Raw genomic sequence first — 13,616 nt, 5'->3', positions numbered from 1 at the left:
GCGTCGGGTTTTCCCCAGACTTCTCCCCGGTTATCAATTTGCGTTCGCGCCCGAGTCTGGCGCAGCCTTGGGGAAACACTTGCCAGAATGCGAATCAGACTTGATGAAATCCGCAAAAAACATACTGCAACCCGAACATCGCGCCCTGAAAACGGCGGTGCTGGTGCTGGATGAATGCAACACGCTCTGCTTCGCCTCGGCCGTTGATCCGATGCGGGCGGCCAACCGTCTGGCAGACCGCCCCGCCTTTGACTGGGACTACGTGACCGCCACGGCAGAGCCCGCGATGCTGACCAGCGCCCTCAGCGTTCCCGGTATCCCGCTGGCCCGCCTGCAGACCTGCGACCTGATGATCGTGGTCGCCGGGTTTCAACTGGCCCGTCACGCCACCCCCAGCCTGCTTGCCGGGCTGCGGCGGATCGCGGGCACCGGGGCCGCGATGGCGGGGATTGACGGCGGCCCCTGGCTGCTGGCCGAGGCGGGCCTGCTGGACGGCCACGCCGCCACCACCCATTGGGAGGATCTGGAAAACTTCGCCGCGCGCTTCCCCAATATCGACGTACGCCCCGACCGGTTCACGATCTCGGGCAACCGTATGACCTCGGGCGGCGCCATCCCGGCGGTCGACATGATGCTGCAGATCATCGCGGCGCGCCACGGCGCGGGCTTCGCCGCCCGCGTCTCGGGCCTGTTTCTCTATGACGGCCCGTCCGAGCCTTCGAAACCGCAAAGCCGCACGGGTGCACCGCATCGCCATACGGCCCTAACCGCCAAGGCAAACGCGCTGATGGAATCCTCACTCTACGAGCCGCTGACACTCGCCGACATCGCCGACACGCTGGGCACCAGCCCCCGCACCCTGCAGCAACAGTTCCGCCTGCGCCTGAACACCACGCCGCAGGACCATTACCTGCAACTCAGACTGGCCGAGGCCCGCCGTCTGGTCACTGACACGGACCTGCCCCTGATGGATGTCGCACTGGCCACCGGCTTTGCCTCACAATCCAGCTTCGCCCGCGCCTTCCGCACCGCCCACGGCCAATCCGCCCGCGACCTCAGGCAAGAGCGCACGCAGCCCACCCATCACTGACCGGATCCCTCTTCATCTGTCCCAAAATATCCCGGGGGCGGCGCGCTTAGCGCGACGGGGGCAGAGCCCCCTTGCCTCAGTATGGCATCGGATTCGCCCGGTGGGCTTGTCCGATCTCAGCCAGCACGTCTGACGACAATTCCAGATCGCGCCCCGCCAAAATATGCTCCAACTGCGCTACCGAGGTTGCGCCGAAGATCGCCGACATCATGAAAGGCCGCGTCCGGCACCATGACAGCGCCATGTGCACAGGGTCCATCCCGTGCCGTGCGGCGATCTCAAGATAGGCTGCAACCGCATCAAAAACCCGCTCGGACTTGCGCCCGCCCATATCAGGGTTCAGCGACATGCGCGAGGCGTCGGGCACCGCCCCGCCCTGATATTTCCCGGTCAGAAACCCCGCCCCAAGCGGCGAAAAGGCCATCAGACCCACATCCTCGTGCATGCTGAGTTCAGCCATATCCGTATCGAAATGCCGGCACAGCATCGAATACTCGTTCTGAACCGAGGCCACCCTCGGCGCGCCCATCTGCTCGGCCAGACGCAGCCATTGCGCGGTGCCCCAGGCGCTTTCGTTCGACAGGCCGAATGCGCGGATATTGCCCTTATCCACCTGCACCTGCAGCGCCGCAAGGCAATCCTGCATGTTGTCCAGCACTTCGTTCGTGTTGTGCCCGGTCGGGGAATAGTTCCAGTTCTGACGGAACATATAGCTGCCGCGATTGGGCCAGTGAAACTGATAGAGGTCGATGTAGCCCGTCTGCAATCGCCGCAACGAGCCTTCAATCGCGCCGGGGATTGTCTGCGCGGTTATCGGCGCACCCTCGCGGACATGGCTCAACCCGGCGCCGGAATGTTTGGTGGCCAGAACATAATCGCCCCGGCGCGACGGGTTGGCCGCGTTCCAGTTTCCCAGTATCTCTTCGGTGCGCCCGATGGTTTCCTTGGCGACCGGGTTCACCGGGTACATCTCGGCAGCGTCGACGAAGTTCACGCCAGCGTCCAGCGCCATATCCATCTGGCGATGCGCGTCATCCTCGGATGTCTGAGACCCGAAGGTCATAGTGCCCAGGCACAGGTCTGTCACGTCGATACCGGTACGGCCCAGCGGCTTCATTTTCATCCTGAAATCTCCTGAATTGATCCGCCCCGGCCGTTCCCTAGGCCTCGGCTTTTTTCTCCCACCGGCCCGATTCCTCGGACCAGTATTGCGCCGAACAGCCCGCGTCGGTCAGCGCTTTCCACTGCCCGCGCGCCTGTCGCACGGCCTCACTGTCATTGCCGTCAAAAAGAATACAGACCCGTTCCAGCGCCGCCACTTCGTCCGGCTCGACCGGCGCGCCGTCGACGGCCATCACACAGGCGGGTGCGTTGGCAGCATCGGCGTCCGTGGTCAAAAGGATCGGCTGCGCCGCATCATGCGGGCCGCCAGCGCGGCCATGCGGCAGGAACCCGTCCTCGGGCCCTAGCCACAGCTTTTCGTCCAGCCAGTCCATCCGCGCCGGATCCGTGCCCCGCACGGCGATCTTCCACCCGGCCTGCCGGGCCTTGTCCAGCAGCACGGGCAAGGTGTGCTCCAGCGGCTGGCGGGTCAGGTGGTAGAAATAGACGGCCCCCATCCGATTACTCGAAATTGTCCTGCACGAACCGGCTCAGCGCGCGCACGCCCCAGCCTGTGGCCCCCTTGGGCGCATAGGAAGTCTCGGCAGACACCGAGGCCACGCCCGCGATATCAAGGTGAATCCACGGCGTTTCCTCTTTCACGAACCGCTGCAGAAACTGCGCCGCCGTGATCGAGCCCGCTGGCCGTCCGCCCACATTCTTCATGTCTGCAATGCGCGACTTGAGTTGCTTGTCATAGGCCTCGCCCAACGGCATCCGCCACGCGCCTTCATCCTCGGCCTTGGCCGATTTCAGGAAGGCATCGCAGAACGTATCGTTGTTCGAGAATACACCGGCATTTTCATGACCCAGACCAATGATGATCGCGCCGGTCAGGGTGGCCAGATCGATCATACCGACCGGCTCGAACCGGTCCTGCGCATACCACATCACGTCGCACAGCACCAAGCGGCCCTCGGCATCGGTGTTGATGATCTCGACCGTGTCGCCCTTCATCGATTTCACCACATCGCCGGGACGGGTGGCGTTGCCCGAGGGCATGTTTTCCACCAGCCCAACCAGACCCACGACATTGGCCTTGGCCTTGCGTTTGGCCAGCGCGCGCATGGTGCCCGCGACAACGCCTGCGCCGCCCATGTCCATCGTCATGTCTTCCATGCCGCCCGCCGGTTTCAACGAGATGCCACCTGTGTCGAACACCACGCCCTTCCCGACCAACGCAAGCGGCGCATCATCCTTGTCACCGCCCTTCCACTGCATGACGACCACTTTCGACGGGCTGTCCGAACCCTGCCCGACGCTCAGCAGCGTCCGCATGCCCAGATCGGCCAGTTTGTCTTCTTCCAGAACCTCAACCTCAAGCCCCAACGATTTCATCTCGTCCAGACGGTCGGCGAATTCGGTGGTGGTCAGCACATTCGCAGGTTCGTTAGTCAGGTCGCGGGTCATGCGCACACCGTCGGCCACGGCGTAAAGCGGGGCAAAGGCGGCTTCGGCCTCGGTATGTTTCGAGTGGCTGATCGTGACCGTTCCGGGTTCTTCACTGTCCTTGGTCTTGTGCTCATCGAAGTCATAGCTGCGCAGAGCGATCCCCATCGCCAGATCCTCGGCCCGGATCTGATTGCCCGCCATCACAAGCATGTCCTTGCCACCCGCCAGCTTGGCCAGCGCGGCCCCGGCCTTGCGCGCCTCGGCCGGTTCCGGGCGGCGCGGCAGGACCAGAATGTCGAGCGCTTCAGCCTCCATCCCCGCAGGCCACGCCAGCGAGATCACGTCGCCGGTCTTGGCCTTGCCGAATTTCTCGCTTTCGACCAGCCGGGCAACGGCCCCCTTGGTCAGACGATTGGCGCGGCGGGCGGCAGGGCCCATCTTGCCCTCGGACGGTATGATGACCGCCACGCGCCCGGCTGCCTGCGCCATCGCGTCAACGTCAAAGGCCTGAAAACGGATCGATATCAGACTGCTCATTGCAAACTCCTCAAATTCTGTTCCCCAAGACCTAGCCCGCACCGCGCGGCTTGACCAGATAGCAGTTTTCCCCGGCCCGCATTTGCATTAAGGTCGCGAAAAAATAACTGGCAGGTCCGGGGGAGAAAGACGTGGCACGAAACGGCAGGCACACGCCGTCGCGCATATTCAGATGCGGGGACGATTCTGGCCTGCACACCCGTTTTCCATGCCCGACGGGGGCGTTCCCGTGATCCTTGACCGCTACTTCGCCCGCCGATTTCTGCAAAGCTTCTTCGTCATCGGCGGCATTTTCCTGACCCTGATGATTCTGATCGACCTGATCGAACAGGTCCGCCGGTTCGATGATGTCGATCTGTCCTTCGGGCAATTGCTGCAACTGAGCCTGCTGAACACCCCCGCCGCAATCAGCGAGATGCTGCCCCTGCTGGTGATCCTGGCCACCATCGCGCTGTTTGTCGGTCTGGCGCGCAGTTCCGAACTTGTGGTCACGCGCGCCATCGGACGGTCGGGCATCCGCGCGCTGGTCGCGCCGGTTCTGCTGGCCCTGACCATCGGCGCGCTGGCCGTGGCGCTGCTGAACCCTATCGCCGCCGCCACGTCCGAAGAGTTCCAGCGCCTGTCGGATTCCTATCGCAACAACGGCAGTTCCGCCCTGTCGATCAGCAGCGAAGGGCTTTGGCTGCGGCAAAGCGCCGAAAACGGTCAGGCGGTGATCCATGCGCGTGGAACCTCGAATGGGGACACGCTGGGGCTGGACGACGTGACCATCATCACCTTCGCCCGTGACGGCAAACCGACGCAGCAGATCATCGCCGACCGGGCCGAGTTGGACGATGGCAAATGGGTGCTGACCAATGCCAAGGTCTGGAACCTGGAGGCTGGTCAGAACCCCGAGTTCAACTCGGCGCAGCACGAGCGCCTTGACCTGCCGACATCGCTGACGCGCGACCGCATTCTGGACACGCTGGGCAAGAAGAACTCGGTTTCGGTTTACGATCTGCCGCAACTGATCAAAGACCTGCGCGAAGCCGGATTTTCCACCAAGCAGTACGAGGTCTGGCTGCAGGTTCAGCTTGCCCGCCCGATCTTTCTGGTTTCGATGGTCCTGATCGGGGCCGCCTTCACCATGCGGCATGTGCGCTTTGGCGGCACCGGCATCGCGGTGCTGACGGCGGTGCTGCTGGGCTTCGCCATCTATTTCGTGCGCAACTTTGCGCAAATCCTTGGGGAAAACGGACAATTGCCCATCTACGTCGCAGCCTGGGCCCCGCCCTTTGCCGCAATTCTGCTCTCACTCGGCCTGCTTCTGCATGCGGAGGATGGCTGATGCAGCACGTCCTTCCCCTGCTGCTGACAAGCGCGATGGCCTTGTCCGTCCCCGCTGGCCTTGCCGCCCAGACGGCCCCGGCCGAGGCTCAGCAGGAACAGGATCAGCCCGCCCTGTTGGTCGCTGACCGCGTTTTCATCACCAACGACCGCAAGCTGGTGGCCGAAGGCAATGTCGAGGCCTTTCAGGGCGACACCAAGCTGTCCGCCCAACGCGTGATCTACGATCAGGAGACCGGAGAGCTTGTTCTCGAAGGCCCCATCCGGATCGATCAGGGCGGGCAATCCACCCTGCTGGCGGATTCGGGCGAGTTGGACAGCGGTATTCAGAACGGGCTGCTGATTGGCGCGCGGATGGTGTTCGACCAGCAGGTTCAGATTGCCTCGGTTCAGGCGAAACGGGCTGCGGGGCGGTATACGCAGTTCAGCAAGGTCTCGGCCACATCCTGCCATGTGTGCGAGAACGGACGGCCGCCAATCTGGCAGATCAGGGCGCGCAAGGTCACGCATGACCAGTTGGAGCGCCAGCTTTACTTTGAAGGAGCGCAGCTTCGGGTTCTGGACCTTCCGGTGTTCTACTTCCCGTATCTGCGCCTGCCGGACCCAACGCTGGACCGGGCGACCGGGTTTCTGGTTCCGTCGATCCGCAGCACCTCGCAGCTGGGAACCGGGGTTCAGGTTCCCTATTTCTTCAAGATCGGCGATCACCGGGACCTGACGCTGACCCCCTACGTGTCGGCGAAAACCAAGACCCTCGGCTACCGCTACCGTCAGGCCTTTGTGAACGGACGGATTCAGATCGAGGGGGCCTTTACCCGCGACGACATCCAACCCGATCAGGATCGCGGGTATCTGTTCGCGAACGGGTCCTTCAACCTGAAGAACGATTACCGCCTGTCCTTCAACCTGCGCACAACCTCGGACGACGCCTATCTTGCAGATTACGGCCTGCCGGATTTCGACCGTCTGCGCAGCGAAATCGCGCTGGAGAGGATCAAACGGGACACCGCGTTCAAAACCAGCTTCATCCACTACGAGACCCTGCGCGACAGCGAGGATCAGGACGAAATCCCGTCCCGCGTCTTCGACCTGAACTACGAAAAACGGTTCTTTCCCAATGCGGTAGGCGGCGAAGTGCGCCTTGCCTTTATCGGCCATGCCCATGAACGCACCAGCGATGCCGATATCATCGGCCGGGACATTGCGCGGGCGACCTTTGACGCAGAGTGGCTGCGCAGCTGGACCTTTGCGTCCGGTCTGCGTGCGGATGCGCAGTTCGGGGCCTCGGTCGATACGTTCGATATTCGCAACGACAGCCAGTTCCCGGATCAGGTCACACGGTCGACCCCGCGCGCGGCGCTGACCCTGCGCTATCCGATGACCCGGCGCGAAAAGTCCGGGGCGACACAGTTTCTGGAGCCCATCGCGCAGGTCGGGTGGACCCATGTCTCGAACACGGATGTTCCCAACGACGAAAGCACCTTTCAGGAGTTTGATCAGGGCAACCTGCTGTCCCTGTCGCGCTTCCCGGCCGAGGATCAGCGCGAAGATGGTGCCACCGCCGTCCTTGGCGTGAACTGGGCCCGGTATGCTGCGGGCGGCTGGCAGGCGCTGGCGACAGTCGGTCAGGTCTTTCGGGCGGATGCGGACCCGGATTTCAACCTGACCTCGGGCTTGCAGGGCACCTCGTCCGACGTGCTGCTGGCGGGGCAGATCAAGACCGCGAATGGCTGGTCGCTGGCGGGCCGCGGTCTGCTGAACGGCGATTTGAGTTTTGCCAAGGCGGAACTGCGCGGCGGCTGGCAGCAGGAAGGCGCGAGACTGGCCGGCAGCTATATCTGGCAGGAGCCCGACCCTGCCGAAAACCTGAACGAAGAGATTTCCGAACTGCTGCTGTTGGGAAGCTATCAGGTGGACCAGAACTGGCGGACCGGAGGGCTGGCGCGCTATGATCTGAGCGAGTCCGAACCCATCCGTCTGGGGCTGGATGTGACCTATCAGAACGAATGCGTTCAGGTTAACATGTCCGTAAGTCGGCGCTTTACTTCAACATCGACTATTGAGCCTTCGACAGAATTCGGCTTTACCCTGTCGCTGACAGGATACGCCCTTGAAGGCGGTGGTAAGACATACAAGAGAACATGCAGTTGATATCAGGTATCTTCAGGTTTCTTCGTTCCCGTCGGCGCAAAATGGTCGCGCCGGTTCTGGCCACTGCGCTGGTCGCAGTCGCCGCGTCTCAGGTGACAGCGCAAAGCCTGTTTTCACCGGCAATCCGGGTCAATCAGGACATCGTTACATGGTACGAACTGGAACAGCGTCAGCAGTTCCTGAATGCCTTGGGCATCCCCGGCGGGACCGAGGCCGAGGTGCGTCAGGACCTGATCGATGACCGCCTGCGCAAACAGGCCTTGCGCGACGCCGGTATTCAGGCCGCAGCCGAGGATGTGCAGGGCGGCATCGACGAATTTGCCGCACGGGGCCAGCTTTCGACCGAACAGTTCCTGCAACTGCTGGCCGATCAGGGCGTCGATCCGGAAACGGTCCGCGATTTCGTGGCCGACCAACTTTCGTGGCGCGACTATATCAGCGCCCGTTTTCTGTCGCAGGCCCGACCGACGCAGGACGAAATCAACCGCGCACTTGGGCAGACCGGAGGCGGCGGCCTGCAGGTCCTGCTGTCCGAAATCATCATACCGGTAAACCCGCAAACGGTGGCTCAGACCGAGCTTCTGGCCGAGGAAATCTCGCAACTGGAAGGGTTCGACGCTTTTGCCTCAGCGGCCACGCAATATTCAGCCGCCGCAACCCGAAACGATGGTGGCCGGCTGGACTGGCTGAACATCTCGAACCTGCCGCCCGCGTTGCAGCCGGTGATCCTGGGGCTCAAGAACGGCGAGGTTACCGATCCGCTGAGCCTGCCCAATGCCGTGGCGCTGTTCCAGTTGCGCGGCCTGCGCGAAGTATCGACCGGCGCGCCGCGTTTTGCCGAGATTGACTACGCCATCTACTACCTGCCCGGCGGGCGCAGCGCCGACGGGCTCGCCTCGGCCGCGCGGCTGAGGGAAGAGATCGACACCTGCGATGACCTTTACGGTATCGCCAAGGAACAGCCCGCCAACGTGCTGGAACGGATCACCGCCAGCCCATCCGAAATCCCCCGCGATGTGGCGCTTGAACTGGCCAAGCTGGACCGGAATGAGGTTTCGACCGCCCTGACCCGCAACAACGGGCAGACGCTGATGTTCCTGATGCTGTGCAACCGGACCCGCGATCTGGGCGAAGAAACCTCGCGCGAGGATGTGGCCAATGCCCTGACCCAGCAGCGTCTGCAGGCGTTTTCCGAAAGCCTGCTGGAACAATTGCGGGCCGACGCCACCATCATCGAACAATGACAGCCCCCATCGCGCTGAGCTGCGGTGATCCCGCCGGTATCGGCCCCGAGATCGCGGCAAAAGCGTGGGACAGCCTGCGTGGCACCTGCCCGTTTTTCTATATCGGCGACGGGTCTCATCTGCCTGCGAGCACGCCAACGCGACAGATCACTGATCCCACACAGGCCATAGCAGCCTGCGCCGCGGCTCTGCCCGTTCTGCACCGTGACTTTCCCGCACCGAATATCCCGGGCCAACCTGCCACGGAAAACGCACCTTCGGTGATCGAAGCCATCGAAACAGGCGTCGCGCTGGTGCAATCCGGTGCCGCCTCGGCCCTGTGCACGGCCCCGATCCACAAGAAAGCCCTGATCGACGGGGCCGGGTTCTCCTACCCCGGACATACCGAGTTTCTGGCCGCCCTCGCGGGGCGCAAACGGGTAGTGATGATGCTGGCGAGCGCACAATTGCGCGTTGTCCCGGCCACGATTCACATCCCCCTGTCAGACGTGACAAGCAAACTGACGCCTGACTTGCTGCTGGACACCATCGCGATTACCGCTGCCGGCCTGCGCCGCCAGTTCGGCATCGCGCATCCGCGCATCGCGGTCGCCGGGCTGAACCCACACGCGGGCGAAGGCGGCAAGATGGGGACCGAGGAACTGGACTGGATCGCCCCGCTGCTGGCCGATCTGCAGCCCGACGGCTACACCGTCAGCGGCCCGCACCCTGCAGATACCATGTTCCACGCCGCCGCCCGCGCCCGCTATGATGCGGCCATCGCCATGTATCACGATCAGGCCCTGATCCCGATCAAAACGCTGGATTTCGACCGGGGCGTGAACGTGACACTGGGCCTGCCGTTCATCCGCACCTCGCCCGACCACGGCACCGCGCTCGACATCGCCGGTCAGGGCATCGCCAACCCGACCAGCCTGATCGAGGCCCTGAAACTCGCCCACCGCATGGCAAGCGCCCGCTGATGCTTCACCTGTCTGAAAATATCCCCGCCGGAGGCAAAAAACCTCTGGCGCACCGCCCCAAACACACGCCACGATAACGCATGAGCGCCATCGACACCCTTCCCCCGCTGCGCGAAGTCATCGCCGCCCACCAGTTGTCTGCTCGCAAATCGCTGGGGCAGAACTTTCTGCTGGACCTCAACCTGACCGCCAAAATCGCCCGGCAGGCCGGGGATCTGACCGCGTGTGACGTGCTCGAAATCGGCCCCGGCCCCGGTGGCCTGACCCGGGGGTTGCTGTCCGAAGGCGCACGCAAGGTCGTCGCGGTGGAAAAAGACACCCGCTGCATCGCCGCCCTGAACGATATTGCCGCCGCGTATCCCGGCAGGCTCGAGGTCATCAACGACGATGCGCTGGAAATCGACCCGCTTGCGCATTTGACCCCACCGATCCGCATCGCGGCCAACCTGCCCTACAATGTGGGGACCGAGCTGTTGGTGCGCTGGCTGACACCACCCGAATGGCCGCCCTTCTGGCAAAGCCTGACGCTGATGTTCCAGCGCGAGGTGGCTGAGAGGATCGTGGCCCAGCCCGGCAGCAAGGCCTATGGCCGTCTGGCGATTCTGGCCCAATGGCGCGCCGATGCCCGTATCGCCATGTCCCTGCCCCCCGGCGCGTTCACGCCACCGCCCAAGGTCTCCAGCGCCGTCGTACACCTGACCGCCCTGCCCGAACCCCGTTATCCAGCCGACGCCGCCACCCTGTCGCGCGTCGTCGCTGCCGCCTTCAACCAACGCCGCAAAATGCTGCGCGCCTCGCTGAAAGGCGTGGCCCCGGACATCGAAGACCGCCTGACCGCCGCCGGGATCAAACCCACCGAACGGGCCGAACAGGTCCCGCTTGAGGCGTTTTGCGCGCTGGCACGGGAAATCCGCAAGTCCTGAACGCAAAAAACCCCGGCGCATCGGCCGGGGTTTTTGACAAATCTGTCTGGCGATTTACTCGGCAGCCTCTGACGCGTCACCGTTGTCGCTGGCGGCGTCTTCCTTGGCCGGCGCCGCCTTGGGTTTGCGGGTGCGCGGGCGGCGGGGCTGCTTTTCCTTGCGCTCGGCAGGCTCGGCATCGGCAGCTTTGTTCTGGCTTTCCGGGGTCTCGACCAGACCGCTTTCCGGCGCGGCAGTAGGTTCGGCAAAATCCATCACATCGGGTTGCGGAGCCTCGGCCGGGTCGGCCTGACGCGCGGCTTCGCGTTCCTGACGCTCGGCACGTTCGCGGTCGCGTTCGGCCTGGCGTTCGCGGTTCTGGCGCTCCTGCTCTTCGCGGCGCGCTTCAATCTCGCGCTGCGCTTCGCTCAGCATCCGCAGGTAATGCTCGGCATGCTGCTGGAAGTTCTCGGCCGCCACACGGTCATTCGACAACTGGGCGTCGCGCGCCAGCTGGTTGTATTTATCAATGATTTGCTGCGGCGTGCCACGCACTTTGCCCTCGGGGCCCGAGCTGTCAAAAACCCGGTTTACGACGTTGCCGCCGGAAGGACGATTGCGGTTATTCTTGGCCCGCGAACGGGATTTGGAAGATCTCATCTTACTTTACGTCAGCCTTGTCGTTCATTGTCGATCAACCCGTACCTTGCACTGCTCAGAAGCTTGTCCCGTACCGTGTCATCGACTTTTTTGGGCTTGGCGTCGGGGGCGCGCTGGAACGGCGTCAACCTCTCCGACTAATCCTGAGTAAACATGTCCTGCCCGTACAGACAAGAGGGTAATCGTCAATTTCGCAGGTTTTTTACATTCAGCGGCGATTTTCGGCCTCAATCCTGCGGTTCAGCCCGGCATTGTTGCGCGAACAACCCGATCGCGCCCGTCCAGATCGGGGATCACGCGGATATCCGACAACCCTGCCGCATCAAACAGCGCCGAGACATATTTTGCCTGCGTTGGGCCGATTTCGACCAGAATCCGCCCGCCCTGCACCAGAAAATCTGGTGCATCTGCGGCGATGCGACGATATGCATCAAGCCCGTCACCTTCGTCGGTCAGCGCCAGCCGGGGTTCGTGATCGCGCACCTCGGGGGACAGGTCGTGCATTTCCGCCAGCGAGATATAGGGCGGGTTCGATACGATCAGATCGAACTTGCCGTCCACCGCCGCGAACCAGTCCGATTTGCGGATTTCGACCCGATCCTGAACCTTGTGCAGCACCGCATTTGCGCTGGCCTGCAGGCAGGCGGCTTCGCTCAAGTCCACCCCAAAACCCGATGCGCTCGCCCGTTCCGCCAGCAGGGTGACCAGAATGCAACCCGAGCCGACGCCAAGGTCCAGAACGTGGTCAAACGGCTGGCTTAGGGCGGCTTCGATCAGCGCCTCGGTCTCGGGCCGCGGGTCCAGTACATCGCCGCTGACGCGGAAGCGGCGGCCGTAGAATTCGCGCTCTCCCAACAGGTGCGACACCGGCACCCGGATCGAGCGGAGTGACACAAGCTGATCGTAGCGCTCGGCGATATCCGGCGGCAACTCCTCGGGCGCGATCAGCGTTACGCGGCTGGCCTCGATCCGTGCGGCGTGGGCCAGCAAGACGCGCGCGTCCCGCGCCGGGTCCTCGACACCTGCGGCCCGCAAACGCGCGGTCGCGGCGACCATGGCCTGAGCCGCTGTCAGCGCCGCGATCATTGCGCCAACTCCGCCAACAATCGCGCCTGGCCATCGGCGGTCAGCGCGTCGATCACCTCATCCAAATCGCCCTGCATGACCTGATCCAGCTTGTAAAGCGTCAGGTTGATGCGGTGATCGGTCATGCGGCCTTGCGGGAAATTGTAGGTCCGGATCCGTTCCGACCGGTCGCCCGAGCCCACCTGACTGGCGCGGTCCGCCGAGCGTTCGCTGTCGATCCGCTGACGTTCCAGATCATAGAGGCGGGTTTTCAGCACCTGCATCGCGATCTCGCGGTTGCGGTGCTGGGACTTTTCGGAACTCGTCACAACGATTCCGCTGGGCAGGTGGGTGATCCGCACCGCCGAGTCGGTGGTGTTCACATGCTGCCCGCCCGCGCCCGAGGACCGCATCGTGTCGATACGCAGGTCATTCGCGTCGATCTGGATGTCCACATCTTCGGCTTCGGGCAGAACCGCCACCGTCGCCGCCGAGGTATGGATCCGCCCGCCGCTTTCGGTTTCGGGCACGCGCTGCACGCGGTGCACACCGGATTCGTATTTCATCCGGGCAAAGACGTTGTCGCCTTTGATATGGGCCACCACCTCTTTGATGCCACCAAGATCGGATGCCTGTTCTTCGATGATCTCGAACGTCCAGCCCCTACCTTCCGCATAGCGCTGATACATCCGCAGCAGATCGCCCGCAAACAGCGCGGCCTCATCCCCGCCGGTGCCGGGGCGGATTTCCAGCATCGCGGGGCGCGCATCCGCCGCGTCCTTGGGCAGCAGCGCCAGTTGCAGCGCATGCTCAGCCTCGGGGATCTGCGCCTGAAGCGCGGGGATTTCCTCTTCGGCCAGTTCCTTCATGTCCGGGTCGGACAGCATCATCTCGGCCTCGGCCAGATCGGCGACCAGTTGCCGCCACGCCATGATCTGATCGACCACCGGTTTGAGGTCGGAATATTCCTTGGCCAGCGTCGCAATATCACCACCCGAGGCGCCATCGGCCATGGCAGCTTCGAGGTATTGGAACCGCTGTGTAATCTGTTCAAGACGTTCTTCGGGGATCATCCCGGCGGTGTCTATCAATCCGGGGCTTTGGTCAAGGGCCGTCGCTGTGC

Annotated in this window: 12 protein-coding genes; 6 read left to right on the top strand and 6 right to left on the bottom strand. The window is 63.3% G+C overall.

The genetic code is table 11. The features are described from left to right. Nucleotides 1-103: 103 nt before the first annotated feature. Nucleotides 104-1,090: a GlxA family transcriptional regulator gene (locus ACR0EZ_RS15325; RefSeq protein WP_480614577.1), complete on the top strand. Its 987-nt coding sequence runs from the start codon at nucleotides 104-106 to the stop codon at nucleotides 1,088-1,090. Between the two features lie 76 nt (nucleotides 1,091-1,166). Here the strand turns inward: ACR0EZ_RS15325 and ACR0EZ_RS15320 are convergent, their stop codons facing one another. Genes ACR0EZ_RS15320 through ACR0EZ_RS15310 form a run of 3 tightly spaced genes read right to left on the bottom strand, consistent with a single transcriptional unit; the run spans nucleotide 1,167 to nucleotide 4,180 of the window. Further along, nucleotides 1,167-2,213, bottom strand: coding sequence for an aldo/keto reductase (locus ACR0EZ_RS15320; protein WP_480614574.1), 1,047 nt, complete (start codon nucleotides 2,211-2,213; stop codon nucleotides 1,167-1,169). A 37-nt stretch (nucleotides 2,214-2,250) separates the two neighbouring features. Beyond that, nucleotides 2,251-2,709 (bottom strand): DNA polymerase III subunit chi, encoded by a 459-nt coding sequence (locus ACR0EZ_RS15315; RefSeq protein WP_480614571.1) that lies wholly within the window; start codon nucleotides 2,707-2,709, stop codon nucleotides 2,251-2,253. A 4-nt stretch (nucleotides 2,710-2,713) separates the two neighbouring features. Further along, nucleotides 2,714-4,180, bottom strand: a complete 1,467-nt coding sequence (locus tag ACR0EZ_RS15310; protein WP_480614568.1) for a leucyl aminopeptidase — start codon at nucleotides 4,178-4,180, stop codon at nucleotides 2,714-2,716. Nucleotides 4,181-4,409: 229 nt separating this feature from the next. On the opposite strand from ACR0EZ_RS15310, the gene lptG reads away from it, so the two are divergent. The 5 genes from lptG (at nucleotide 4,410) to rsmA (ending at nucleotide 10,789) form a co-directional block, all read left to right on the top strand. Further along, the gene (gene lptG / locus ACR0EZ_RS15305) at nucleotides 4,410-5,510 is read left to right on the top strand and encodes an LPS export ABC transporter permease LptG (protein WP_480614958.1); all 1,101 of its coding nucleotides are present in this window, start codon (nucleotides 4,410-4,412) and stop codon (nucleotides 5,508-5,510) included. Further along, nucleotides 5,510-7,660: an LPS-assembly protein LptD gene (locus tag ACR0EZ_RS15300; protein WP_480614564.1), complete on the top strand. Its 2,151-nt coding sequence runs from the start codon at nucleotides 5,510-5,512 to the stop codon at nucleotides 7,658-7,660. Before lptG ends, ACR0EZ_RS15300 begins: the two co-directional genes overlap by 1 nt. Further along, entirely contained in the window at nucleotides 7,651-8,904 is a 1,254-nt protein-coding gene (locus tag ACR0EZ_RS15295; RefSeq protein ID WP_480614561.1) for a peptidylprolyl isomerase, read from the top strand. Before ACR0EZ_RS15300 ends, ACR0EZ_RS15295 begins: the two co-directional genes overlap by 10 nt. Continuing rightward, on the top strand, nucleotides 8,901-9,866 hold the full coding sequence (pdxA, locus tag ACR0EZ_RS15290; protein WP_480614558.1) for a 4-hydroxythreonine-4-phosphate dehydrogenase PdxA: 966 nt from the start codon (nucleotides 8,901-8,903) through the stop codon (nucleotides 9,864-9,866). Before ACR0EZ_RS15295 ends, pdxA begins: the two co-directional genes overlap by 4 nt. An 80-nt stretch (nucleotides 9,867-9,946) precedes the next feature. Further along, nucleotides 9,947-10,789: a 16S rRNA (adenine(1518)-N(6)/adenine(1519)-N(6))-dimethyltransferase RsmA gene (rsmA, locus tag ACR0EZ_RS15285; protein WP_480614555.1), complete on the top strand. Its 843-nt coding sequence runs from the start codon at nucleotides 9,947-9,949 to the stop codon at nucleotides 10,787-10,789. Between the two features lie 54 nt (nucleotides 10,790-10,843). Here rsmA and ACR0EZ_RS15280 read toward each other — a convergent pair whose 3' ends face one another. The 3 genes from ACR0EZ_RS15280 to prfA form a co-directional block, all read right to left on the bottom strand. Continuing rightward, a complete protein-coding gene (locus ACR0EZ_RS15280; protein WP_480614554.1) occupies nucleotides 10,844-11,428 on the bottom strand; it encodes a DUF4167 domain-containing protein in 585 nt (194 codons plus the stop codon). A 240-nt stretch (nucleotides 11,429-11,668) separates the two neighbouring features. After that, nucleotides 11,669-12,514 carry a peptide chain release factor N(5)-glutamine methyltransferase gene (prmC, locus tag ACR0EZ_RS15275; RefSeq protein WP_480614551.1) on the bottom strand — a complete coding sequence of 282 codons (846 nt, stop codon included), beginning with the start codon at nucleotides 12,512-12,514 and terminating at the stop codon, nucleotides 11,669-11,671. Next, nucleotides 12,511-13,566: a peptide chain release factor 1 gene (prfA, locus tag ACR0EZ_RS15270; RefSeq protein WP_480614956.1), complete on the bottom strand. Its 1,056-nt coding sequence runs from the start codon at nucleotides 13,564-13,566 to the stop codon at nucleotides 12,511-12,513. Before prfA ends, prmC begins: the two co-directional genes overlap by 4 nt. Between the last annotated feature and the right edge of the window lie 50 nt (nucleotides 13,567-13,616).

The organism is Ruegeria sp. AK4, from assembly GCF_056541025.1.
Note: the sequence above shows the minus strand (reverse complement) of the source record. Positions and strands in the feature narration are given on the sequence as shown.

Coding starts and splice junctions, on each gene's coding strand:
- rsmA (WP_480614555.1), top strand. CDS start 9,947: ATGAGCGCCATCGACACCCTTCCCCCGCTGCGCGAAGTCATCGCCGCC.
- ACR0EZ_RS15300 (WP_480614564.1), top strand. CDS start 5,510: ATGCAGCACGTCCTTCCCCTGCTGCTGACAAGCGCGATGGCCTTGTCC.
- ACR0EZ_RS15310 (WP_480614568.1), bottom strand. CDS start 4,180: ATGAGCAGTCTGATATCGATCCGTTTTCAGGCCTTTGACGTTGACGCG.
- ACR0EZ_RS15320 (WP_480614574.1), bottom strand. CDS start 2,213: ATGAAAATGAAGCCGCTGGGCCGTACCGGTATCGACGTGACAGACCTG.
- pdxA (WP_480614558.1), top strand. CDS start 8,901: ATGACAGCCCCCATCGCGCTGAGCTGCGGTGATCCCGCCGGTATCGGC.
- ACR0EZ_RS15325 (WP_480614577.1), top strand. CDS start 104: ATGAAATCCGCAAAAAACATACTGCAACCCGAACATCGCGCCCTGAAA.
- prmC (WP_480614551.1), bottom strand. CDS start 12,514: ATGATCGCGGCGCTGACAGCGGCTCAGGCCATGGTCGCCGCGACCGCG.
- ACR0EZ_RS15280 (WP_480614554.1), bottom strand. CDS start 11,428: ATGAGATCTTCCAAATCCCGTTCGCGGGCCAAGAATAACCGCAATCGT.
- ACR0EZ_RS15295 (WP_480614561.1), top strand. CDS start 7,651: ATGCAGTTGATATCAGGTATCTTCAGGTTTCTTCGTTCCCGTCGGCGC.
- prfA (WP_480614956.1), bottom strand. CDS start 13,566: ATGATCCCCGAAGAACGTCTTGAACAGATTACACAGCGGTTCCAATAC.
- ACR0EZ_RS15315 (WP_480614571.1), bottom strand. CDS start 2,709: ATGGGGGCCGTCTATTTCTACCACCTGACCCGCCAGCCGCTGGAGCAC.